Source organism: Microbacterium azadirachtae, assembly GCF_000956505.1.
GTDB lineage: Bacteria > Actinomycetota > Actinomycetes > Actinomycetales > Microbacteriaceae > Microbacterium > Microbacterium azadirachtae_A.
This window is the reverse complement of the sequence record NZ_JYIX01000013.1, coordinates 1-22,642: the sequence shown is the minus strand read 5'-3', so window position 1 is coordinate 22,642 and position 22,642 is coordinate 1. Positions and strand designations below refer to the sequence as shown.

Annotated in this window: 24 protein-coding genes; 8 read left to right on the top strand and 16 right to left on the bottom strand. The window is 69.8% G+C overall.

The features are described 5' to 3' along the window. Positions 1–76: 76 nt before the first annotated feature. Positions 77–1,003 (bottom strand): NAD(P)/FAD-dependent oxidoreductase, encoded by a 927-nt coding sequence (locus RS86_RS00590; protein ID WP_045270265.1) that lies wholly within the window; start codon positions 1,001–1,003, stop codon positions 77–79. Positions 1,004–1,080: 77 nt separating this feature from the next. Here RS86_RS00590 and RS86_RS00585 point away from each other — a divergent pair, with 77 nt between their 5' ends. Further along, positions 1,081–1,683, top strand: coding sequence for a helix-turn-helix domain-containing protein (locus RS86_RS00585; protein WP_045270261.1), 603 nt, complete (start codon positions 1,081–1,083; stop codon positions 1,681–1,683). A 21-nt stretch (positions 1,684–1,704) separates the two neighbouring features. Here the strand turns inward: RS86_RS00585 and RS86_RS00580 are convergent, their stop codons facing one another. Beyond that, the gene (locus RS86_RS00580) at positions 1,705–2,667 is read right to left on the bottom strand and encodes a helix-turn-helix transcriptional regulator (protein WP_045270260.1); all 963 of its coding nucleotides are present in this window, start codon (positions 2,665–2,667) and stop codon (positions 1,705–1,707) included. A gap of 61 nt (positions 2,668–2,728) precedes the next feature. On the opposite strand from RS86_RS00580, the gene RS86_RS00575 reads away from it, so the two are divergent. Continuing rightward, positions 2,729–3,901, top strand: a complete 1,173-nt coding sequence (locus RS86_RS00575) for an epoxide hydrolase family protein (protein WP_045270259.1) — start codon at positions 2,729–2,731, stop codon at positions 3,899–3,901. A gap of 19 nt (positions 3,902–3,920) precedes the next feature. On the opposite strand, the gene RS86_RS00570 is transcribed toward RS86_RS00575, so the two are convergent. The 6 genes from RS86_RS00570 to RS86_RS00545 form a co-directional block, all read right to left on the bottom strand. Then, positions 3,921–4,109, bottom strand: a complete 189-nt coding sequence (locus tag RS86_RS00570) for a hypothetical protein (RefSeq protein ID WP_045270258.1) — start codon at positions 4,107–4,109, stop codon at positions 3,921–3,923. A gap of 148 nt (positions 4,110–4,257) precedes the next feature. Continuing rightward, positions 4,258–5,313, bottom strand: coding sequence for a DUF998 domain-containing protein (locus RS86_RS00565; RefSeq protein WP_045270257.1), 1,056 nt, complete (start codon positions 5,311–5,313; stop codon positions 4,258–4,260). A 171-nt stretch (positions 5,314–5,484) separates the two neighbouring features. Next, positions 5,485–6,036, bottom strand: a complete 552-nt coding sequence (locus RS86_RS00560) for a hypothetical protein (RefSeq protein WP_235281552.1) — start codon at positions 6,034–6,036, stop codon at positions 5,485–5,487. 168 nt (positions 6,037–6,204) lie between these two features. Next, positions 6,205–7,182, bottom strand: a complete 978-nt coding sequence (locus RS86_RS00555) for an SRPBCC family protein (protein ID WP_045270256.1) — start codon at positions 7,180–7,182, stop codon at positions 6,205–6,207. A 21-nt stretch (positions 7,183–7,203) separates the two neighbouring features. Continuing rightward, positions 7,204–7,605 carry an ArsR/SmtB family transcription factor gene (locus RS86_RS00550; RefSeq protein ID WP_045270255.1) on the bottom strand — a complete coding sequence of 134 codons (402 nt, stop codon included), beginning with the start codon at positions 7,603–7,605 and terminating at the stop codon, positions 7,204–7,206. Between the two features lie 33 nt (positions 7,606–7,638). Further along, positions 7,639–8,259 carry a TetR/AcrR family transcriptional regulator gene (locus RS86_RS00545; protein ID WP_045270254.1) on the bottom strand — a complete coding sequence of 207 codons (621 nt, stop codon included), beginning with the start codon at positions 8,257–8,259 and terminating at the stop codon, positions 7,639–7,641. 89 nt (positions 8,260–8,348) lie between these two features. On the opposite strand from RS86_RS00545, the gene RS86_RS00540 reads away from it, so the two are divergent. From RS86_RS00540 to RS86_RS00530, 3 genes are all read left to right on the top strand, one after another. After that, entirely contained in the window at positions 8,349–9,356 is a 1,008-nt protein-coding gene (locus RS86_RS00540) for an NADP-dependent oxidoreductase (RefSeq protein WP_045270253.1), read from the top strand. Positions 9,357–9,417: 61 nt separating this feature from the next. Then, positions 9,418–10,284 carry an alpha/beta fold hydrolase gene (locus RS86_RS00535; protein WP_045270252.1) on the top strand — a complete coding sequence of 289 codons (867 nt, stop codon included), beginning with the start codon at positions 9,418–9,420 and terminating at the stop codon, positions 10,282–10,284. Between the two features lie 31 nt (positions 10,285–10,315). After that, positions 10,316–11,113: a strictosidine synthase gene (locus RS86_RS00530; protein WP_082076455.1), complete on the top strand. Its 798-nt coding sequence runs from the start codon at positions 10,316–10,318 to the stop codon at positions 11,111–11,113. Positions 11,114–11,134: 21 nt separating this feature from the next. Here RS86_RS00530 and RS86_RS00525 read toward each other — a convergent pair whose 3' ends face one another. Continuing rightward, positions 11,135–11,737, bottom strand: a complete 603-nt coding sequence (locus RS86_RS00525; protein WP_045270251.1) for a TetR/AcrR family transcriptional regulator — start codon at positions 11,735–11,737, stop codon at positions 11,135–11,137. Positions 11,738–11,898: 161 nt separating this feature from the next. On the opposite strand from RS86_RS00525, the gene RS86_RS00520 reads away from it, so the two are divergent. Both RS86_RS00520 and RS86_RS00515 read left to right on the top strand, forming a co-directional pair. Beyond that, positions 11,899–12,975, top strand: a complete 1,077-nt coding sequence (locus RS86_RS00520) for an alkene reductase (protein ID WP_045270250.1) — start codon at positions 11,899–11,901, stop codon at positions 12,973–12,975. A gap of 92 nt (positions 12,976–13,067) precedes the next feature. Continuing rightward, positions 13,068–13,781 carry an SDR family oxidoreductase gene (locus RS86_RS00515; protein ID WP_045270249.1) on the top strand — a complete coding sequence of 238 codons (714 nt, stop codon included), beginning with the start codon at positions 13,068–13,070 and terminating at the stop codon, positions 13,779–13,781. 97 nt (positions 13,782–13,878) lie between these two features. Here RS86_RS00515 and RS86_RS00510 read toward each other — a convergent pair whose 3' ends face one another. The 3 genes from RS86_RS00510 to RS86_RS00500 all read right to left on the bottom strand — a co-directional run bounded on the left by RS86_RS00510 (position 13,879) and on the right by RS86_RS00500 (position 16,480). After that, complete coding sequence (locus RS86_RS00510) at positions 13,879–15,015, bottom strand: low temperature requirement protein A (protein ID WP_045270248.1); 1,137 nt, start codon at positions 15,013–15,015, stop codon at positions 13,879–13,881. 96 nt (positions 15,016–15,111) lie between these two features. After that, a complete protein-coding gene (locus tag RS86_RS00505) occupies positions 15,112–15,492 on the bottom strand; it encodes a DUF2255 family protein (RefSeq protein WP_045270247.1) in 381 nt (126 codons plus the stop codon). Positions 15,493–15,565: 73 nt separating this feature from the next. Next, complete coding sequence (locus RS86_RS00500; protein WP_045270246.1) at positions 15,566–16,480, bottom strand: alpha/beta hydrolase; 915 nt, start codon at positions 16,478–16,480, stop codon at positions 15,566–15,568. Positions 16,481–16,686: 206 nt separating this feature from the next. Between RS86_RS00500 and RS86_RS00495 the strand changes: the two genes are divergently transcribed. Next, positions 16,687–17,574: a helix-turn-helix domain-containing protein gene (locus tag RS86_RS00495; protein ID WP_045270245.1), complete on the top strand. Its 888-nt coding sequence runs from the start codon at positions 16,687–16,689 to the stop codon at positions 17,572–17,574. A gap of 79 nt (positions 17,575–17,653) precedes the next feature. Here the strand turns inward: RS86_RS00495 and RS86_RS00490 are convergent, their stop codons facing one another. The 4 genes from RS86_RS00490 to RS86_RS00475 form a co-directional block, all read right to left on the bottom strand. Then, complete coding sequence (locus tag RS86_RS00490) at positions 17,654–18,634, bottom strand: aldose 1-epimerase family protein (RefSeq protein WP_052679987.1); 981 nt, start codon at positions 18,632–18,634, stop codon at positions 17,654–17,656. A 2-nt stretch (positions 18,635–18,636) separates the two neighbouring features. Then, on the bottom strand, positions 18,637–20,160 hold the full coding sequence (gene araA, locus RS86_RS00485) for an L-arabinose isomerase (RefSeq protein ID WP_045270244.1): 1,524 nt from the start codon (positions 20,158–20,160) through the stop codon (positions 18,637–18,639). 67 nt (positions 20,161–20,227) lie between these two features. Beyond that, entirely contained in the window at positions 20,228–21,832 is a 1,605-nt protein-coding gene (locus RS86_RS00480; RefSeq protein WP_045270243.1) for a xylulokinase, read from the bottom strand. Then, positions 21,829–22,551, bottom strand: a complete 723-nt coding sequence (locus RS86_RS00475) for an L-ribulose-5-phosphate 4-epimerase (protein ID WP_045270242.1) — start codon at positions 22,549–22,551, stop codon at positions 21,829–21,831. Before RS86_RS00475 ends, RS86_RS00480 begins: the two co-directional genes overlap by 4 nt. Between the last annotated feature and the right edge of the window lie 91 nt (positions 22,552–22,642).

Below are 22,642 nucleotides of genomic sequence, written 5' to 3'. Positions count from 1 at the left end.
GGGCCGCAGGGGCGGCGGGGACGGTGGAGGCGGCTGTGCGCTTCATGTGGTGTTCATCTCTCTGTTCGGTCTCTGCTCAGCGGGTTTCGAGGAGTTCGACGCGGACGTCGTCGTCGACGAGGTCGGCGTTGACGTCCATCGCGACCGCGTTGGCGTGGCCGGCGGCGGTGATCACCTGTCCGCGGGGATCCACGAGGTTGCCCGTGACCCAGACTCCGGGCACCGAGGTGCGTCCCGAGGCATCGAGGTGCGCGAAGCCCGCGCCGTCGACGACGCCGCCGAGAGCCGCGACGAGCTCGGTGCGCGGGCGGGACTCCGGCCGGAGGAACACGGCATCGACGGGGACCACGTCCCCGCTCTCGAGCCTCACTCCGCGGAAGCTCTCCCCGTCGAGGAGCAGTTCCGCGATCCGTCCGTCGTTCACCCGGATGCCTCTCGCGCCGAGCAGACGCGCGTCCTCCTCCGCGATCGCGCTCCCGTTCGCGAAATAGGTCAGATCGGACGACCACTGCCGGAGGAGGAGCGCGTGCCTCACGGCGCCGGGAACGCCGCCGAAGACGGCCAGGGATCCGTCCCCCACCTCGTAGCCGTGGCAGTAGGGGCAGTGCAGGAGGAATCGTCCCCAGGCCTCGCGAGCTCCGGGGATGTCGGGAAGCACGTCTTCGACACCGGTCGCGAGGATGATCCGACGGGCGGCGATCTCGACCCCCTCATCGGTCGTGAGCACGAACCCGTCCCCGGCGTCACCCGTCACCGACGTCACGGAATGCGGAACCAGGCGCGCGCCGTAGGAGGCGATCTCCTCACGCCCGATCTCCAGAAGACGCGAGGGCGGGAAGCCGTCTCGCGAGAGGAAGCCGTGCATGTGCGCGGCGGGGGCGTTGCGCGGTGCGCCGGCGTCGAGGAGCACGACGGAACGGCGGGAGCGGGCGAGGACGAGCGCGGCGCTCAGCCCCGCGGCTCCGCCTCCGACGATCGCGGTGTCGAACAGTTCTCGGGTCATGAGCACAGGCTCTCAGGCGCCCTGACGATTTGGCAATCTTACTTGCGAAAACTGCAAGATCCTGGTGTTCTGGTCCTGTGAACACGAACGCAGATCTCGCGGCCGCGCTGGACGGGATCGGACCCCGCCTGCAGCGGATCCGCACGAGCCGCGACCTCACCCTCGCCGAGGTCGCAGCACTCGCCGGCACGTCCACCAGCACCGTCTCGCGGCTGGAGAGCGGCCTGCGCCGACCCAGTTTCGAACTGCTCTTCCCCCTCGCCCGCGCATACGGGATGAGCCTGGACGACCTCGTCGGCGCGCCCGAGTTCGGGGATCCGCGCGTGCAGCTGCGCCCGCGGCAGCGCAACGGGCGCATCGTGATCCCGCTGAGCCGCAACCCCGGCGGCGTGCAGGCGTGGAAGGTCGTGATGCCCGTCGAGCAGGATCCCGGCGTTCTGCGGACGCATGACGGATCCGAGTGGATCTACGTCCTGAGCGGGCGGATCCGCCTCATCGTCGGCAAGAGGGATCTCGTGCTCGGCCAGGGCGAGGTCGCGGACCTCGACACCCGCACTCCGCACTGGTTCGGGGCCACGGGCGGCGCACCCGCAGAGATCCTCAGCCTCTTCGACCGCAACGGAGCCCGCGTGCACATCCCCGACGCGGGCGACGCCGGCGACGACACGCCTGCGCACTGAGCGCGAGCTCAGCCGGAAGCCTCAGCCGGCGGACTCCGCCAACCGCGCCGCGACCGTGCGCAGCGCCGCGCGCACCTCATCGCCCTCCAGTACCTCGAAGCGGATCCCCGAGGCTCCGAGGTAGAGCGCGAACTCCTCGGGCGCGCGGGATCCCGCGACGAGGATGCACGTCTCCGCCCCTTCCTCGGTCACGACCGCGACCGTGGCGTCGAAGTGCCGGCGCACCTGGGTCGCGGAGGCGTGCATGCGCACCCGCGCGCGATAGCGGTAGGGCGCGGTCGTGATGCTGTGGGCCGTGAACTCCCGCAGCGCCTCCTCCGGGATCTCCCGGACCGGGAAGCCCTCCCGCAGCATCATCGGCCGCCGGATCCGGTCGATCCGAAGCGTGCGCCACGCGTCCCGCTCCGGATCCCGCGCGACGAGGTACCAGCGCCGCACGGTGTGCACGATGCGGTGCGGCTCGACGATCCGCTGCACGTCGGTGCCATCGTGGCGGGTGTAGTCGACGCGGAGGCGCTGGCGGACGTCGATCGCGGTGGCGATGGCCGCCACGATGCCGGGATCCACGGCGCCCTCCGCATCGGCCGACGGGTCCAGTGGCACCAGTGCCCGCTCGACCTCGGAGATGCGGCTGCGCGCCGCGGAGGACAGGGACTGCTCGAGCTTCGCGAGCGCGCGGCCCGCGGCCTCCTCCATCCCGGTGACGACGCCGTTCGCGGCGGCGCGCAGCCCCACGGCGATCGCGATCGACTCGTCGTCAGACAGCGCCAGCGGCGGCACACTGGCGCCCGGCCCCAGGCGGTACCCGCCGTGCCGCCCACGGGTCGCGTCGATGCCGTACCCGAGCTCGCGGAGATCCTCGATGTCGCGCCGCAGGGTGCGATCGCTCACCTCCAGCCGCTCGCGCAGCTCGGCGCCGCTCCACTCGCGGCGGATCTGCAGGAGCGAGAGGAGAGCGAGGGTGCGTCCGGTCGTTCGGGTCATGGTCTCAGCCTTCTTGCCTTTCCGGTCATATTGTGACCGTTGTGAGCGAGAACCTGAAGTCATGAACGCAGACACGAACGAAACCGCCGTCCGACCCTTCCGCGTCGAGATCTCCGAGAGCGCCGTCGATGACCTCCGTTCCCGGCTCCGCACCGCGCGCTTCCCCGAGCCGCTGCCGGGCGACGGCTGGCGCGACGGCGTGCCCGTGGCGGTGCTGCAGGACCTCGTCGCGCGATGGTGGCGCCATGACTGGCGGGCTACCGAGGAGCGCCTCAATGCGCTCCCGCAGATCGTCACCCGCATCGACGGCCAGACGATCCACGCGGTGCACGTGCGCTCCCCGCATCCCGGTGCGACCCCGATCCTGCTCATGCACGGCTGGCCCGGATCCTTCCTGGAGTTCGAGGGACTCATCGGACCGTTGACGGATCCGGTCGCGCACGGCGGCGACGCGGCCGACGCCTTCGACGTGATCATCCCCTCGCACCCCGGGTTCGGGTTCTCGACCCCGCTGGAGGACGCGGGCTGGACCATCGAGCGGACCGCGCGCGCGTTCCTGGAGCTCATGTCCCGTCTCGGCTACGACCGCTTCGCGGTGCAGGGCGGCGACCACGGCGCGGCGGTGGCGCCTGAGCTGGCACACCTCGCCCCGGAACGCGTGATCGGCGTGCACGTCAACGGCTCGCTCGGCGGATCCTTCCTCGGTGAGATCGACGAGGAGACCGCGGCCAGGCTCACGCCTCTCGAGCAGGACCGGCTGCGTCGCGTCGCGGAGTTCATGCAGCGCGAGTTCGGCTACATCGCGATCCAGGGCACCCGGCCCGGCCTCATCGGCGCGATGACCGCCGACAGCCCGGTCGCCCAGTTCGCGTGGATCTACGACAAGCTCCAGGCATGGACGCACCCCGCCGAGCGGGATGCCGTGGACGTCCTCGGCGAGCGCTTCGTGTTCGACAATGCGTCGTTGTACTGGTTCACGGCGAGCGGCGGGTCGTCCGCGGCCCTCGTCTACGCGCTGAACACGGCATGGGAGGCGCCGAAGCCGAGTTCCGGCGTGCCGACCGCGGTGATCGCGTTCGCACACGACATCGGCCTGCGGTTCGCCGAGAAGCAGCATCACCGCATCGTGCGGTGGACGGACGTCGAGGACCGCGGCGGGCACTTCGCAGCCATGGAGGAGCCGGAGCTGCTCATGGACGACATCCGCGCGTTCTTCGGATCCCTGCGCGGCTGAGCATCCGGGAAGCCGGCGCTCAGGACTCCGGCTCGGGCGGCATCGGGATCGCGACGGTCGTCCCGGAGGCGGGCGCGCCCAGCCCCAGTGCCAGCGGATCCGCGACGGGCGCCTCCGGCAGGTCGATCGCCTCGTCCTCGTCCAGCGGCTCTCCGGGCAACGCCGCCCAGGTGGCCTTCTCCTCCGGCTTCTGCGTGAACATGCCCATGCGTCCATTGTGCGCCCGATCTCGCGTACCGGGCCCGTCGCGCGCGGGGGGGGGATCCGCGAGGAACCAGATCCTGCACGAGACACCGGCCCTGACGTGGTGTCTCGCGCAGGATCTGGTTCCTCACCGTTCGTGATGCGGATCCGCCTCACCCGCGCCAGAGCGTGGCCCTGGCCGACACCCGCGGAGCATCCGGCACCAGCACGGCGAGCACGCGGACGAACGTCGTCATCCACACCAGGCCCAGCCCGACGGCGATCGCCTCGAGTCCGGTCGAAGAGTACAGCCGGACCGGAATGTGCAGCAGCACAGCCGCCACCAGCAGGACGCCGAGTCCGATCGTGGCGACCAGCAGCGCGCGCGGCGGACCGGGCAGCGCCTTCGTCGACATCGCCGCCGCGAGCGCGAACAGCACGAGCGTTCCGATCGCCGCGATCCAGTGCACGACCCGGTTGAGCTCGATCGGCACGAAGCCCACGACGGCCAGCGCGAGCCCGGTGGCGCCCCAGAGGGCGACCACCACGGCGATCCCGCGCAGGGCGCGGTCACCGCGCAACCGGTGCAGGTCGCGGCCGATGTAGGCGCCGACCGTCGCGAACAGCAGCCCCGCCACGATGAGCGTGCCGTTGAACGCCCAGCCACGGGCGCCGAGGCCGAGCTGCGAGAAGTTCTGCTGCCACCAGAGTGGATCCGCCGCGGTCGCCATCGCGAAAAGCGTCCCGATCGTGAGGAAGCCGAACAGCAGCGTCGCGAGATCCCGCGTGCGGATACCCATGCCCGCCGTGTAGGCGAAGCGGCCGCCGATCGCCGACGCCACCCCGGCGACGAGCGCGCCGCCCAGGGCCGGCGTCGTGAAGTCGTGGAGCCCCGCGCCGAAGACGAGCCCGCCCAGCAGCACCCCGAACGCGGTCACCGCCGCGAAGGCCACGGTCAGCGCGACCGCCGACGCATGCGAGATGGCCGTCTGCCACGGTGGCATCTGATCCGTCTCGCCGCGGCGGTGCTGCACCGTGCTGACGACGAAGGCGGCCGCCGCGACGATCCCGGCGATCACCGCGACCGGCTGACTCAGCGATCCTGGTCCGGTCAACGCCCGGGGAGGGCCCAGCAGCGCGACGAGGCCGGCCGCCGTGCCGAGGGCGAGACAGAGCGCCGTCGCCCACACCGTCTGCGTCTCATCACGCAGCCCGCGAGAGGTGTCCATGCCGTCATCGAACCACGCCCCGCCGACACTTCACCCCGCCCGCTCCGCACAACGCCGCCGCGCCGCGCCCGCCCGCAGGACCCCACTCATCGAGTCGTCCCCGTCAGCGGACGCCATGGGGTCCGCTGACGGGGACGACCCGACAATGGAGAGGGCTGCGGAGGGGGGACCTCAGCGGGCGGCGCCTGCTCCGCCGTGCATCTCGCCTCGGAGGGGCCAGCGTCCGTTGTGCTGGCGGAACTCGTTCGCGCGCAGCAGCGGCGAGATGTCGAACAGGCGCGGATTCAGGCGCAGCCGCGGACCAGACGAACCCCGCACGGTGAGCCGGAACTGCCCGCCGGATGCCCGCACCGAGAAGTCTGTGATGTCGGCGTACGCGATGACGGCCTCGCGCCCCCACACCGTGCGGAACGCGATCTCGTCCACCCGCGGCTCGACGTAGAAGTTGCGATACATCAGGAGGAAGCCCACGCCGGCGAGAGCGACCGCGACCGACGCGATCCGCAGCGGCCACAGCATGCCTCCGGCGTTGTTCTCCGTGAAGGAGGCCAGCCCCATGAGGCCGCCGACGGCCACGAACAGGGCACCCACGAGCGGGACGAAAACCGGCATGCGCTGCCGCACGGGCCCCACCGAACGCCGCCCGCGCATCCTCGACACGGCTGCCGCCACGAGGATCAGGACGGCCAGCACGATGAGGACCTTCACCACGACCGCGGACACTCCTTGAAGGTACCGCCTCGCGGACCCCTCCCACGCCCGGGCGGTCCGCCCGCCCGAGCGTGCGCAACGCCGAGGCCCCGCCGCCGGGCGCGCGCAACGCAGGAGATCCCGGCCGGATCCGCTCCCGAGGAAGGAGGGGCGACCAGGATCTCCTGCGGCGAATGCCCGTCAGGCCAGGACCAGGTCCTCCATGCGGGCGTACGAGGCCTCCATGCCGTCGACCATGCCCGTGGCGAGGATCATGTCGCGGGTCGCGAGGTCGGGGTACTCGACGAGGAGGGTGATCAGCGTCGCCCCGTCCTCCTCGTAGAGGTTGAGGTCGTTCAGCGTGACCGGGCCGTCGGTGCCCTGCATCTTCTCGGTGGTGACGGCGCGACGCGGAGCGGAGACGAGCAACGCCTCGCCCTCGAACCCGAACGCCTGGCCCGGGGTGTCCCCGACCGGGGCCCAGGAGCTGCGGTAGGTCTGACCCGGTTCGGTCGCGACCGTGCACTCCGTCATCTCCCACCCGTCGGGTCCGAGCAGCCACTGCCGCATGAGCTGCGGCTCGTAGTGCGCACGCCAGACGAGGTCGCGCGGCCCCTCGACCAGCCGCGTGATGCGCACGTGGGTGTCGTCGAGCAGTTCGATGCGGGTGCCCTTGCCCTGGGCGTAGTCGCGCAGATCCTGCAGCACGGTGTCGAGCTGGCTCATCGCCATCTTCGTGCCCTCGATCACGCCCATCGCGACGACCTGCTCGAGCGCCTCGGCCGACTCGAAATGGCTGGTGCCGACCATGCGCGTGCCCTCGGCGGTCGGCGAGAACTCCAGCGTCATCCGCATCGCCGGAAACTCGGCGATGGGCTCGCCGGCGTTGTCAACGAACGAGTCGAGCACCTCGAACAGGGTCGGCGCCTCGATCCGGGTGAACTCCCACCGCCCGGACGACTTCTCACCGCGCGGGCCGTCCAGCCGGTACTGCGCGATGCCGCCGACCGTGTGGTCGAACGCCGTGAAGGTCGCAGGCCACCCCGGAGGGCCCCAGAAGCGCTCGAGCTGGCGCGGGTCGGAGTACGCGGTCCACACCCGCTCCACCGGGGCGGCGAAGTCGGCGAGGATCGTCAGCGTCAGGTTCTCGGGATCGGTGGTCACGTCGGTGACAGGCATGTCACCCTCCTTCTGTGTCGGTCAGTCGGTGGATCCGCGTGGCGCGGATCCTGGATCGGAATCGGAGTCAGGTTCGGCGTCGGTGCCGGAGTCCTCGGCGAGCAGGTCGTCGAGGCGGGAGATACGGCTCCGCCACAGGTCTTCGTAGCGGGCCAGCAGCACCCGAGCGCGCGTGATCATTTCGGGATTCGCGCGGACCAGCCGCTCGCGTCCCTCGGCGCGCTTGACGATGAGCTCGGCCGCCTCGAGCACGGCGACGTGCTTCTGCACCGCCGCGAACGACATGTCGTAGTCGCGGGCGAGTTCGGACACGGACTGCTCGCGGGCGATCGTGCGGCGCAGGATGTCGCGTCGCGTGCTCGCCGCGAGGGCCTGGAACACACGGTCTGTCTGTTCATCGCTCAGTTCATTTCGTACAACCATTTGGTTGTAGATTACGACGGCCGGATCCGAGTGTCAAGACGGTGATCGCAGAACGGCGCCTACCTGCCGGCGGATGTCGTCGAGGACCTCGGGGAGACCGTCCTGCAGGTGCAGGGTCGCGGTGGTCGAGACGTGGATGACCGCGGTGATCACCCGGGCGAGGATGGCGGCCTCACCGGGGACGTTCCCGGCATCGCGGGCGAGGATGTCGGCGATGCCGCTCTCCAGGCGCAGCGCGAGGGCCAGCCCGTCGCGGCAGTGGGGTCCGACGGGGTCGCCGAAGACGATTTCCTGGAGGTAGGCGCGGCCGTTCTCCGGCTGCTCGCGAAGACATGCCACAACGGGTTCCACCAGTGCGAGCACCGACGCGACAGCACCGCCCCCTGCGTGCACCGCAGCGCCCGCCGCACGGAGACCCTCATCGATCGCGGTCGCGAACTTCTCGTTCTGCACCAGGATCAGCAACTCCGCCTTCGTCGACGCATACAGATACAGCGTCCCGATGGCGACATCGGCGCGGTCGGCGATCCGCTGGGTGGTGACGCCCCCGACGCCGCATTCGGCGAACAGAGCGCGAGCGGCGTCCATGATCCGGCGCCGCTTGTCCTCCTTCGCCCGCTCCCGACGCCCGGTCGAGCCTGGGCGAGACACCATATCGACCTCCCTTGACAAGATGAATGAGTGTGCTCATAATTGAGCATACTCGGGTTAGCGAGAGAGCAAGAGAGCGAGAGAGGACCATCATGCGAGCGTTCGTCTTCGACCGGTACAAGCAGCCGGTGCACGAGGCCGATATCCCCGAACCCGCCGTCGGCGACCACGACGTCCTGATCCGGGTGGACGCCGCCGGCCTGAACCACCTCGACGAGCGACTCCGTTCGGGCGAGTTCAAGGCGCTCCTCCCCTATCGGCCGCCCGTCACGCTCGGGCACGACCTGGCCGGCACCGTCCTCCGCGTCGGAAGGAACGCCACAGGCTTCAGCACGGGCGACCGGGTGTATGCGCGTCCCAGGGACTTCCGCATCGGAACGTTCGCGGAACGCATCGCGGTCGATCAGGCCGACGTCGCTCTGGCTCCCACCTCGATCAGTAGCGTGGCGGCGGGCTCACTGCCGCTGGTGGCGCTCACCGCATGGCAGGCGCTCGTGGAAGAGGCCGACGTGCAGCCCGGGCAGAAGGTGCTCATCCACGCCGGAGCCGGCGGCGTCGGAACGATCGCGATTCAGCTCGCCAAGCACCTCGGCGCCACCGTGGCGACGACCGTTTCGGCGAAGGATGCGGACTTCGTCCGCGAGCTCGGCGCGGACGTGGTCATCGACTATCGCACGCAGGACTTCGAGGCAGAGCTCTCCGGCTATGACGTCGTCCTGGATCCTCTCGGCGGGGAGAGCGTCCTCAGATCACTGCGCGTCCTGCGTCGCGGCGGCAAGGTCGTGGGGATCTCCGGGCCTCCGACTCCCGCGTTCGCGAAGGCCGCAGGCCTGAACCCGCTCCTGCGGCTGGCGATCGCGGCGCTGAGCCGCAAGGTCCGCGCCGCGGCGGACAAGCTTGGTGTGAACTATGAGTTCCTGCTCGTGCGCGCCTCCGGCGACCAGCTGCGACAGATCGCCCGACTCGTGGATGCCGGCATCATCCGGCCCGTCGTCGGCGCCACCTTCCCCTTCGACCAGACCGCGCAGGCGCTGAGATCCCTCGGGACGAGCAGCATCCGCGGCAAAGCGGTCATCGACGCATCAAGCCCGCGCGCATGACCCTCTCGCCCTGCGCACCATCCCACCCCTTCCGTCAATCCCACCGATCCAGGAGCCTCTCATGAGTACCAGCAGCACCGCCGAACCCGTCATCACCTCCTACGCGAAGGCGCCGGCGAAGACCGTCACCGTGGGCGGGAGCACCTTCGCCTACCGCGAGCTCGGACCGAGAGAAGAGATCCCCGTGGTCTTCTTCGTCCACCTCGCCGCGACCTTGGACAACTGGGATCCGCACATCGTGGACGCGATCGCGAAGAACCGTCGCGTGATCACGTTCGACCAGCTCGGCGTCGGCGCCTCTTCCGGGCAGGTGCCCGACACTCTCGAGGAAGCCGCCGACGACGCGTACCGGTTCATCACGCAGGGGCTCGGCTTCGCCAAGATCGACATCTTCTCGTTCTCCATGGGCGGCATGATCGCCCAGGATCTCGTCGTCACGCACCCCGGCCTGGTGCGCAAGCTCGTGCTCACGGGCACCGGACCGCGCGGCGGGAAGGGCATCGACAAGGTCGTGGGCGTGACGTACGGCGACATCTTCCGGTCGGTCATCACCCGCTCCGACCCGAAGGAGTTCCTCTTCTTCAACCGAGACTCCGCGGGCAAGAAGGCGGGCAAGGCGTTCGTGGAGCGTCTCAAGGAGCGCACCGTCGACCGCGACCGGCCGATGAACAACAAGGGGTTCAGCCGTCAGCTCAAGGCCATCCAGCGCTTCGGCCGCTCCACCCCCTCGGATCTGTCCGTCATCACCCAGCCGACCCTGATCGCCAACGGCGACAACGATCGCATGGTCCCCTCCGTCCTCTCCGAGGACCTGCATCGGCGCATCGCCGGGTCGCAGCTGATCATCTATCCCCACTCCGGACACGGCGGCGTCTTCCAGTACTGGGAGAAGTTCGCCCCCGTCGCCGCCACGTTCCTCAGCAACTGACGGCCCGCAGCCGCCTCACCAAGGAGTCCCCATGAACAACACCACCGGCGCCAAGCCGAACATCTCGAAGCACTTCACCTCGTCGATCCTGCTGTGGGTGCGCACCGACAAACCCCGCCAGGAGAGCATGGACCGGTGGAAAGGCCCGCACTCGGGCATCATCGCCGCCACCCCCGGCCTGTTCGAGTACCGGCAGATCCACCTCGACGAGCACAACCCCGGCCGCTGGCCCGCGACCCCCGGGATCGAAACGGTCATCCCCGGGGACCGGCGCATCGACGGAATCGCGGAAGTCACCTTCGACAACGCGCTCTCACCCCTCTCCGGGCGGAAGCAGACCGCGCTGGCATTCGAGGACGAGGTCAACATCTTCCGCCGCACGCTCCTGCACGCGGGCCCTCCCGGCACCTCCCGCTGGTACGACGTCGCCCCGGGCGAGAAGCCCGGATCGCGAACCGTCCTCTACCTGCGCCGCGGCAAGGACGAGGGCACCATCGCGTTCCACACCTTCCTCAAGAAGGAACTCACCCCCGCGCTCATCGCCACCGGAATCCTCACCGAGTTGCGCACGCAGGTGTTCCTGCCGTGGAACGAGAAGACCTGGGACACCCCGAACGTCGCCCACGACAACCCGGCGGATCAGCACCTGCACGCCTCGGTCGTCCTCGGCTTCGCTGACGACGCGAGCCGCGACGCGTTCTACGCCGACCACGCCGCCGCGCTCACGACCCTGCTCGCCCCGCATGTGGCCGCGATCCACGCGTACGACGTGACCGAAGCCCTCACCTACGTGAAGAACGGTCAGATCCTCCGGCAGTACGAGAACTGACCGTCGACGGCGCCGTCCGGGTCAGCGAGGAAGGATCGCCGCGATCTGCGCACGGACGGCGGCCACGATTCCCTCGACGTCACAGTCGACGTACTCGCTGGATGCCATCGTCAGGAACAGGATCGCGGAGATCACGTGCGCCAGCGTCACGGCCTCCGTCCGGGCGAGCCCGGTGCGCTGGGCGAGGACATCGGCGGTCGCGTCCTCGGTCTGGGCGACGATGGCGAGGGCTTCGGCGTGATGAGGCTCGGTCGGGTTGCCGAAGGCCATCTCCCGCAGGTAGGTGCGGCCGTTGTCGACGTGGACCCGGTTGCACGCGACGATCGGCGCCACGAGGGCCACGACGGCGTCCAGCGCCGTGGACTTCTCGGCCGCCGCCGCGCGTCCACGTTCCAGAGCGGTGGCGTAGTGCGCGTTCTGAACCAGCAGCAGCAGCTCGCCCTTGGTCTTGGCGTAGAGGAACAGCGTGCCGGTGCCGATGTCGGCCGCATCGGCGATCTGCTGAGTGGTGACATCGTCCACCCCATGCTCGGCGAACAGGGCGCTGGCGGCGGCGGTGATGCGCTCGAGCTTGGCCTGCTTGTTCCGCTCGCGTCGTCCGAGCGGAGGGGGCGCGACTGACATCTGTGTCCTCCAGGAATAAACGGTGACTAGCCTCAGTTCTGAGTTTAGTCACTGTCGTGTGGGTTCGGATGTGCCGCGCTCATTCTCCCACGCCGGTGCAGGACCGCCCGGTCCCGCCACCGTCGGTGACGTCTCGTTCGTCGCAAAGGAAGTGCACTGATATGACCTCTCCATCCCTGTGGCAGCCGCTCACCCTGGGCCGACTCGAGCTCGAGCACCGTCTCGCGCTCGCACCCATGACCCGCAACCGCGCGAACCCCGACGGCACTCCAGGGGACCTCGTCGCGGAGTACTACGGCCAGCGGGCCTCGCTGGGACTGGTGATCTCAGAGGGCACGCAACCGTCCGCGGACGGTCAGGGCTATCTGACCACCCCCGGGATCTACACCCCCGAGCACGTCGCCGGCTGGGGCAAGGTCGCAGACGCCGTGCACGAGAACGGCGGGCATCTGTTCATCCAGCTCATGCATGTCGGCCGCCTCTCCCACCCGGACAACACCCCGCATCACCGCCAGCCGGTCGCGCCGTCCGCGATCTCCGCCGAGCAGGACATGTTCACCGCCGAGGGGCCGAAGAAGACACCGGTCCCTCGAGAGCTCTCCGTCGCCGAGATCCAGGACGTGATCGGCGAGTTCCGCCACGCCGCCGCCTCCGCGATCGCCGCCGGCGCGGACGGGGTGGAGATCCACGCCGCCAACGGGTATCTGCTGCACCAGTTCCTCGCCCCCAACGCCAACCAGCGCAGCGACGAGTACGGCGGGACGATCGAGAACCGTGCCAGGTTCGTCATCGAGGTCGCGCGCGCGATCGCGGACGAGATCGGCGCGGACCGCACCGGCATTCGCATCTCTCCGGCGTTCCCGCTCGGCGGCCTCGACGAGGGCGACACGGAGGCCGTGCGCGCGCAGTACCGCTACCTCGTGGGCGAGCTCGCGAAGCTGGACCTCGTCTACCTGCACGTGCACCACCTCGGTGACGACGAGCTTCTCTCGTCGTTCCGCGAAGTGTGGCCCACCGCGGTCCTCGTCGTGCGGTACGGGCGCGAGCGCGACGGCATCGCCGCCGACATCGGCAACGGGCTGGCCGACATCGCCCCGCTCGGACGCTTCGCTCTCGCGAACCCGGACATCGTCGAGCGGCTGCGCACTGGCGCCCCGCTCAACGACCTCGACCCGGCGACCCTCTATGCCGGCGGTGCGCGCGGATACACCGACTACCCGACCCTCACACCCGCCTGACCCTCGACCTGGCCGGGGTCGGCGAACCCGACGCCCGCCCCGGCCACCCCATTCCGCCCCTCAGAACGTCACACCTCAAGGAGCTCCGTCCCATGACTTCCCTCAACGGCGCCGTCGTCCTCGTCACCGGCGCGAACGGTGGCATCGGCGGCCATTTCGTGCGTGAAGCCCTCGCGCGCGGCGCGGCCAAGGTCTATGCCACCGCCCGCAATCCCCGCGAATGGGACGACGACCGCGTCGTCCCGCTCACCCTCGACGTCACCGACCCGTCGTCCATCCGGGCGGCCGTGGAGCATGCCTCCGACGTGACCGTGCTCATCAACAACGCCGGATCCTCCCCCGCGACCCCGGGCATCCTCAGCCACACGGATGAGGAGATCCGCGCGAACGTGGAGACCAACTTCCTCGGCCCGCTGTTCCTCGCCCGCGCCTTCGCGCCGGTCCTGTCGGCCGTGGGCGGGAACACCGCGATCATCGACATCCACTCCGCGCTCTCCTGGTACGCCGTGGCCGGCATCTACTCCGCCACCAAGGCCGCCCTCTGGTCGGCGACGAACTCGCTGCGCCTGGAGCTGCAGCCCGCAGGCGTGCAGGTCGTCGGAGTGCACGTCGGCTACGTCGACACCGCGATGGCCGCCCGCGCCGAGGGACCGAAGGTCGATCCTGCCGACCTCGTCGATCAGGTGTTCGCCACGCTCGAGGCCGGGGGCTACGAAGTCCTCGCCGACGACACCTCGGTGCAGCTCAGAGCGGGACTGTCCGCGCCGCTCGAGGCGGTCTACCCCCAGCTCGCTCCTGGCCGGTGACGCCGCGGGGAGGCCGCAGCGCTCTCTGGGCCGCGGCATCCCCACGAACGTATCCCCGTGAGCCGGGCGAAGCGGAACGAGCGAACGGATCGGGCGCTCAGTGCGTCCTCTCGTCCTGACCGAGGGGTCGCCTCCAGACGAGGACGGCGACGACACCGGCAAGGATCACGGTGGTGAGCGCGAAGGGGACAGGGATGAGGGGGTCGATGAAGACGAAGACCCCGGCCGCGGGCAGGACGATGTTGACAATGCGGCCGGCGTGGGGCCTGATCGCGAGCGCCCAGATCCCGAGCACGAAGACGGCGATGGGGATCGTGTAGGCGAACGAGGCCCAGGGCTGACGGAGCTCGCTGTGGTGGGTGAGGACGTCGATCTCGACCTCGATGCCCGCAGACAGCGCGCCGGCGGCGGCGAAGATGAAATAGTGTCCGTACCCGTACGCGAGGGAGCGGGAGAGGCTGCCGATCGCGAGGTGGTGGGGCGGCCAGAAGTAGATCCACCACAACGCGGCCGTGCTGATCAGCGTCAGCGCGGCGATGGAGATCAAAGGCCCCAGATCGTGGCTGGCGTGCAGCGCTCCGATGATCGCGTTCGCGGAGGCGAGCAGACTCTCGCCGAGCACGATCAGGGTGAACAGGCCGTACCGTTCGGTGATGTGGTGCGGATGCCAGGGGGTGGATCCGGTGCGTTCGGCGACGATCGGCACCGCCACCTCCGCGAGGATCAGCACGACGAGCGCGACCGTGAACGCCGATTCCGGCAGCAGCAGGGAGAGAAGCCAGAGCGCCTGCACCAGCGCGATGCCACCCGCGTAGATGAGCGTGGCCTTTCGCGCGCTGCCCGCGGAGCGCGACGCACGCAGCCACTGCGCGACCAGAGCGAGACGCATGACGACGTAGGCGAGGATCAGCACCGAGAAGTCGTGGTCCTGGAATGCCGGTTCGATGCCGGAGGCGAGGACCAGCACGCCGCCCATCTGCACGATCGTGAGGACCCGGTAGAGCCAGTCGTCGGTGTCGAAAGAGGTCGCGAACCAGGTGAAGTTCATCCACGCCCACCAGATCCCGAAGAACACGATGGCGTAGTTCAGGATCCCGTCGAGGACATGCCCTTCGGTCAGCGCATGGTGCAGCGACACCGCCGCGATGCTGACGGCGACGACGAAGACGAGATCGAAGAACAGCTCCAGGGTGGAGGCCGCACGCCCGCTCTCTCCAGGATCGCGCGGCCGCATCGGAATGAGCCGAAAACGGGATTCAGGTGTCATGATGCGCCTTCCTCGGGCCGCTCACCGGGAGTCGCGACGGCGACTCCCGGTGAGCGGCTGATCTCAGCTTTCCGGAATGACCTCGAGAGTGTTGCGTCGCACCGGATCGGTCGACATGGTCACCGAATACGAGCTGTCTGCATACTTCTGCAGGTAAGAGGCGTCGACGGCCTTGTTGGTCGTCTCGTCGTCCGGCGCCACGGGCACGAAGCGGACGGCCTTTTCGACGCCGCCGGCGGAGATCCGCCCGCGGCCGCTCTCGAGAGCGGGGCCGTACCACTTGCCCTGGGCGCCGTTGTACGAGCGGATGAAGATCCGGTTCCCGACAGGGACGGACCAGATGTCCACGGTCTTGGGGGTCGTGCCATCGGGAAGCGTGGCCCCGACGGTGAAGTAGGTCTGCTCGTTGATGCGGTCCAGCTCGTCCTGTGTCCAGTCAGCCATGCGTGTTCCTTTCGATTGCCGTGACCGGTGCCGCCCAGCGCTCTCAGCGTAGGCGGCACCGGACCGAGTGGTGTCAGAGCTTGTCGGCGAAGAAGGGGCCGAGCTTGCTGACGGCCTCAGCGACCTCTCTCTCCCCGTCGTAGAGCTCCATGTGGTTCGCGCCCTCGACGATGTGGAAGGACTTGTCCTCGCTCGCAACCCGCGCGAACAGGTCGTCGCTCATCCACTTCGACCCGGCCTCGCTGCCCGCGATGACGAGCAGCGGCTGGGTGAAGAACGCCTCAGCCTTGTGGAACGCGTCGTAGGCGATGATCTGCGACAGGCTGCGCGTGGTCATGAATCCGGGAGCGTTCGGGTGCTCGCACCGCGGCGTGTGGTAATACTCCCAGGCCTGACGCAGCTCCTCGTTCGGGGCATCCGCCTCGTTGAGCGGGGCCAGCGGGAACGGGTTGTCCCCGCCCTGGGCGTCGCTCGTGCGCGCGTCGGCGCCCATCGCGAGGACCGGCGCGGCGTCCGCGTCCGCGACCTCGCCCGTCCAGCCGTTGCGGAACATCTGACCGATGTTCACCAGGCTCACCGTGCCGACGGCTTTGATCCGCGGGTCGTCGATCGCGGCGTTCGCGGTGTATCCCGCACCGGCGCAGATGCCCATCGCGCCGATACGGTCGTCGTCGACGTAGTCGAGGGTGGTCAGGTAGTCGACCACGGCGCTGACGTCCTCCGTGCGGATGTGGGGATTCTCCAGCTGCCGCGGGGTCCCCGTGCTCTCGCCCTGGAACGACGCGTCGTAGGCGACGGTGATGAAGCCCTGCTCGGCGAGCTTGCCCGCATACAGCCCTGCGGCCTGCTCCTTCACGCCGCCGCCCGGGTGGGAGACGATGATCGCCGGGTGGGTCTTCGACGCGTCGAAGCCCTCCGGGAAGTTGATGACGGCGGCGATCGTGGTGCCGTACCCGTTCTTGGTCTCGATCTTGATGCTCTCGCTCATGGTGCTCCTTTGAGGCGTCGCACGGACGTGATGGTGTCTGCTCGCTTTCGACGAGTCGTCGTCCGCGTCGGACATCACCATCCTGAGTCGGCTCGCAGCTGCCCGGAAGGTTGCGTCAGAACCCCCCTCCCGGCGTCATCCGCGCCCGTTTCTCCGGGTCCTCAGGGAACCTGGATCCCTCCGGTGAGCCCGCCTACCCTGGTCGGATGGCCCCGAAGAACGAAAGCGTGCGCGACTTCCTCGCGACCCGCCGCGCGAGGATCACCCCGGAGATGGCAGGGATCCCACGAGGAGGCGGGGTGCGTCGCGTTCCCGGCCTCCGCCGCGAGGAGGTCGCGACGCTCGCCGGGGTCTCGGTGGACTACTACACACGGATCGAGAAGGGTGACCTCACCGGCGTCTCCGACGAGATCCTCGATGCGATCGCACGGACCCTGCAGCTCACGGACGACGAGAACGCCTATCTGTACGACCTCGCCCGCACCGCACGGCGCCCCACGCACCCACGACGACGCTCGAACGGGACGACGACGGTGGCGCCGCAGGTCCAGCTGCTCATGGATGCGATGGGATCGTCTCCGGTGATCGCGCTGACCAGACGCCTGGACATCATCGCCGCGAACAGCCTCGGCCGAGCCCTCTTCGACATCGCCTACGCCAGCCCCACCCGGAAGTCTGCCGCAACCGCGCCGAACCTCGCGGCGTTCGTATTCCTCGATCCCGCAGCCGAATCGTTCTATGAAGACCTCGACGACGCTGCTGACACCTGCGTGCGCATCCTCCGGGCTCAAGCCGGCGCCACGCCGCACGATGCAAGGCTCACGCAGCTCATCGGCGAGCTCAGCACTCGCAGCACGAGCTTCCGCACCCGCTGGGCCGCGCACGATGTCGGTGTGCACCGGACCGGCACGAAGACGCTGAATCACCGCGACGTCGGCCCCCTCACGCTCGGCTTCGAGGAGCTCACGCTCGACTCCGCGCCCTCCCTCGTCCTCTCGGTCTACGTCGCCGAACCCGCCTCCCCCACCGCGGAACGCCTCCAGCTGCTCGCAGCCTGGGCGACGACGCCGACGACGGCTCTGGGGCCCCTCTGACAACCAGAGGCGGCATGCGCGAGCTCACAACCCTGCACAACGCGCTGGCGACCGCGCAGATGGTGCGGAGCCCGTCTGATCATCGATGCACCGCCCCGGGCAGCGCCAGGACGCGCCACGACGCGACGTGCTCCGCATCCGGTTCGAGAACCACGAGACCGGCACCCGAGTTGAAGGCGTCGGGCGCGCACGTCATCGGTTCGACCGCGAGCCCGATCCGATGCGTCGAGGGATCCGCGGGGGTGTCCGCCGTGTGGATCTGCACCCAGGGGCACGCCGCATCCCAGGCGAGCGCGACGCCGCGGCCGTCTCCGGCGCGGACCTCGACCGTTGCGACGCCCCCGCTTCGCGCGAGGGAGGTGAACGCGTGATCGATGAAGGTCGCACCGATCCGCCGCGGCGTGCGGAAGTCCCATTCGGGGTGCGCATCGACGGGTTCGAGTGCGACAGGACTGAGCCGATCCGGGGTCACCGTGAGCACGGCGGAGGCCGGCAAGCGCAGGGTCCAGCTGTCGACCGGCGGCGCGCTGGTCGACATGTCGCCCGGTCCCGCCGCCAGGTACGGATGCGGGCCCGTCCCCCACGGCGCCGGCTCGGCACCGAGGTTGCGCCCGGTCACGACCTGCGTGAGGCCGTCGGCGCCCAGCCGGTACTCCACCTCGACCTCGACACGGAACGGGTAGCCCGCCTGCGGCTCGATGGTCGCGGCGAGCACGACGCGATCCGGTTCCGCGATCCGGTCGGCGAACTCGGTCCAGGCGACGAGCCCGTGCAGGGCATGTCCGCGCTCCGGCTCGGTGAGCGGAAGCCGCTGCTCGACGCCGCCGAAGGTGTAACGCCCGTCGACGATGCGGTTCGGCCACGGCGCGAGCGTCGCCCCGCGAGAGTTCGGACGCAGTTCGTCGGCGTCGAACGGCACCACGAGATCACGCCCCTCGAACCTCAGCGCGCGCAGCGTCGCCCCGACCGAGGCGACATCGGCCTCGTAGCCGTGCGCGGCGATCCGGAGTTGACGCCCGGACCGCCGCGCCGCGGCCGGAGCGACGACTCGATCCGTCACCGTCACAGCCCCTGGGCGAGGCGGTAGTACGCCTGGTTCCAGCGCACCTGCTTCTGGAACTCCGGCAGGGCGGTGCCCTCATCGATCACGAGGAGCTCGACCTCCGCCATCTCGGCGAAGTCGCGGAACGCCTCGATGCCCACGGCGGTCGACATCACGGTGTGGTGTGCGGCGCCGGCCGTCAGCCAGGCCGCGGCCGACGTCGTGAAATCGGGCTGCGGCTTCCACACGGCGCGGCCGACGGGCAGCTTCGGCAGCGCCGCGCGCGGGGCGACATTCTCGACGACGTTCGCGGTGAGGCGGAACCGGTCGCGCATGTCGCTGAGCGCGACGACGACGGCGGATCCGGGATCCGCGGTGAAGACCAGGCGCACCGGATCGTCCTTGCCGCCGATCCCGAGCGGGTGGATCTCGAGCGTGGGCTTCTGCGTGGTGAGCGACGGAGAGACCTCGAGCATGTGCGCCCCGAGGATGAGCTCATCACCCGGGGTCATGTCGTAGGTGTAGTCCTCCATGAGGCTCGCACCTCCCGGCAGCCCCGCCCCCATGACGTTCGCGATGCGCACGAGAATCGCGGTCTTCCAGTCGCCCTCTGCACCGAAGCCGTAACCCTCCGCCATGAGGCGCTGCACGGCCAGGCCGGGGAGCTGCTTCAGCGTGCCGAGATCCTCGAACGAGGTGGTGAAGGCGCCGAAGCCTCCCTCCTCGAGGAAGGAGCGCAGGCCCAGCTCGATGGCCGCGCCATCGCGCAGGGACTGGTGCCGCTCGCCACCGCGCCGCAGCTCGGGGACGACCTCGTAGAGCTCCTCGTACTCGGCGACGAGGGCGTCGACGTCGGCCTCGTTCACGGCCTCGACGGCATCAGCGAGCTCGTTCACCCCCCAGGTGTTCACCTGCACGCCGAAGCGCAGCTCGGCCTCGGTCTTGTCTCCCTCGGTCACCGCGACGAAGCGCATGTTGTCGCCGAACCGCGCGAGCTTGAGATCGCGCGACGCGGCCAAGCCCGCCGCGGCACGCTGCCAGGTGCCCAGCTCGCGCTGCACGCGCGGGTCGGAGGCGTGGCCCACGATCGTCTTGCGCGGCACCCCGAGCCGGGTCTGGATGTAGCCGAACTCGCGGTCGCCGTGCGCGGCCTGGTTCAGGTTCATGAAGTCGAAGTCGATGTCGGCCCAGGGCAGTTCCACGTTCGCCTGCGTGTGCAGGTGCGCGAGCGGCTTCTGCAGGGCGTCGAGGCCCGCGATCCACATCTTCGCCGGACTGAACGTGTGCATCCAGGCGACCAGAGCGATGACCCGGTCGTCGGCGTTGGCCTCGAGCGCGGTGCGCTTGATCGCCGCCGCGTCGGTGAGCACGGGCTTCCACACGATCCTCACCGGCACGTCGCCCGCTTCGTCGAGGGTCCGGGCGATCTGTCGCGACTGCTCGGCGACCTGCGCGAGCGTCTCAGGACCGTACAGATGCTGGCTGCCGGTGAGGAACCAGACCTCGTAGTCGTCGAGCGAGGTGGTGAGCGGGGTGCGGGTCATCGGAGTCTTCCGTTCGGAGCAGTGGTCGGGTGGATCCGCGATCGCAGGGATGCGAGTCCGGTCGGGTTCAGAGGGCGGCGACGGCAGCGGCCTCGATCGTGAGACCGGCCCGGTAGCGATGGAGGTAGGCCGCGAAGCCCGCGACATCGGCGGGATCCGGATCCGCGACGATGAGGGCGGCCGACGCGAACACGGATCGATCGAGGTACTCCCCGAGACTCACGTCGCCCGCGTGCGCGAGGTAGGAGGCGAGCACCGCGATCCCCCACGCTCCCCCTTCGGAAGCCGCCTCGCCCACGGCGACCGGCGCACCCAACGCTGCCGCGAGGAAACGCTGGGCGACGCCCGCCGTGCGGAACAGGCCGCCGTGCGCGTACATGCGGTCGAGTTCCACGCCCTCGCCGGTGAGCGTCTGCATGCCGAGCGCGAGCGTGCCGAACACTCCGTAGAGCTGGGAGCGCATGAGGTTCGCGAGCGTGAAGTCGCTGTCCGGTGCACGCACGAGCAACGGCCTCCCCTCGGTGAGCCCCGCGATGGGCTCTCCGGCGAGGTGGTTGTACGCGAGCAGGCCACCCGCGTCGGCCTCACCGGAGAGCGCCTCGCGGAAGAGAGCCTCGAACGCGGTGTCGTCGCCGACGGGCGCACCGACCGCCGCGGCGAAGCGGGTGAACAGCCCGGCCCAGGCGGCCAGCTCGCTCGCGCCGTTGTTGCAGTGCACCATCGCGACGGAGTCGCCGGAGGGCGTGGTGACGAGGTCGATCTCGCGATGCACGCCGGCGAGCGGCCGCTCGAGCACGACCATCGCGAAGATGCTCGTGCCGGCGCTGACGTTTCCGGTGCGAGGGGCGACCGCGTTCGTGGCGACCATGCCGGTGCCCGCGTCTCCCTCCGGCGGGCAGAGCAGGATCCCGGCCCCGAGCGCCCCGGACGGGTCCAGCAGCCGTGCGCCCGCAGCGGTGAGCGCGCCCGCCGCCGCTCCCGCCGGGAGCACCGCCGGGAGCAGGTCCGTCAGCGGAGACGGCAGCCGGCCCGCGACGAGCCCGTCGTAGGCCGCGACCCGTGCCGCGTCGTAGTCGCCGGTCGCGGAATCGATCGGGAACATGCCCGAGGCATCGCCGACGCCGAGGACTCGCCGGCCGGTGAGCTTCTCGTGCACATACCCGGCCAGGGTGTTCACGCCCGCGATCCGCGGCACGTGCTCCTCGCCGTCGATGACGGCCTGGTGCAGGTGCGCGATCGACCAGCGCAGCGGGATGTTCACGCCGAACAGCTCGGTGAGCTCGGCCGCGGCGACGGTGGTGTTCGTGTTGCGCCAGGTGCGGAACGGCACGAGCAGCTCGCCCGCCGCGTCGAAGGCGAGGTAGCCGTGCATCATCGCGGAGATCCCGAGGGCGCCGAACGTCTCAGGGCGCACCCCGTAGCGATCGTGCGCATCGGCGACGAGCGCCGCATAGGCCTCCTGGAGACCGCCCCAGACCTCGTCCAGCCCATAAGTCCAGAACCCGTCCTCGAGGCGGTTCTCCCAGGACGCGGATCCGGTCGCCAGCACGTGGGACGGATCGGATCCGATCAGGCATGCCTTGATGCGGGTGGAGCCGAGCTCGATGCCGAGGCTCGTCCGCCCGGTGAGGATGTCGTCGCGGGCGGTCCCCGAGCTTCGTCGCTGCATCATCGGCGGGTGTCCGCGCTCTGGCCGTACACGTTCTGGTACCGCTGGTAGAGACGGTCGATCGCCTCCTGCGGGATCGGGATGAGCGGACCCGCCTCGCGGGCGAGGTGCACCGTGCGCGCCGCGTCCTCGACCATGACGGCGGCCTTGACCGCGTCCGCGGCATCGACGCCGATCGTGAATGGGCCGTGGTTCTGCATGAGCACCGCACGGCTGCGGTGCCCACGCAGAGTCTGAACGATCCCCCGGCCGATCGAGTCGTCGCCGATGATGGCGAACGGGCCGACCGGGATCGGTCCGCCGAACTCGTCGGCCATCGCGGTGATCACGCAGGGGATCTCCTCGCCGCGCGCCGCCCAGGCCACGGCGTAGTCGGAGTGCGTGTGCACGACGCCGCCGACCTCGGGCATGTTCCGGTAGACGTACGCGTGCGCGGCGGTGTCGCTGGACGGGGCGCGGTCGCTGCCCGGAGTGCCGGGGATCACGGCTCCGTCGAGGTCGCACAGGATCATGTTCGCGGGGGCGAGGTGGTCGTAGCCGACGCCGGAGGGCTTGATGACGAAGAGGTCGCGGTCGCCCTCCGCCGAGACGCGCACCCGGCCCGACACGTTGCCGCCGGTCCAGACGACGAGTCCGTAGCGGACGAGCTCGGCGTGCAGCCGGGCGACGTCGGCGCGGACGGTCGCGATCGCCTGCTCGATCTCCGAGGCGAAGGAGGTCATTCGGATCCTCTCGGGTCTCCACCCCTGGGCTTCCTGGGCGGCTGTGACCGGTCACGGTAATTGTCACACCACCCCGCCCGCCCCGTCAACC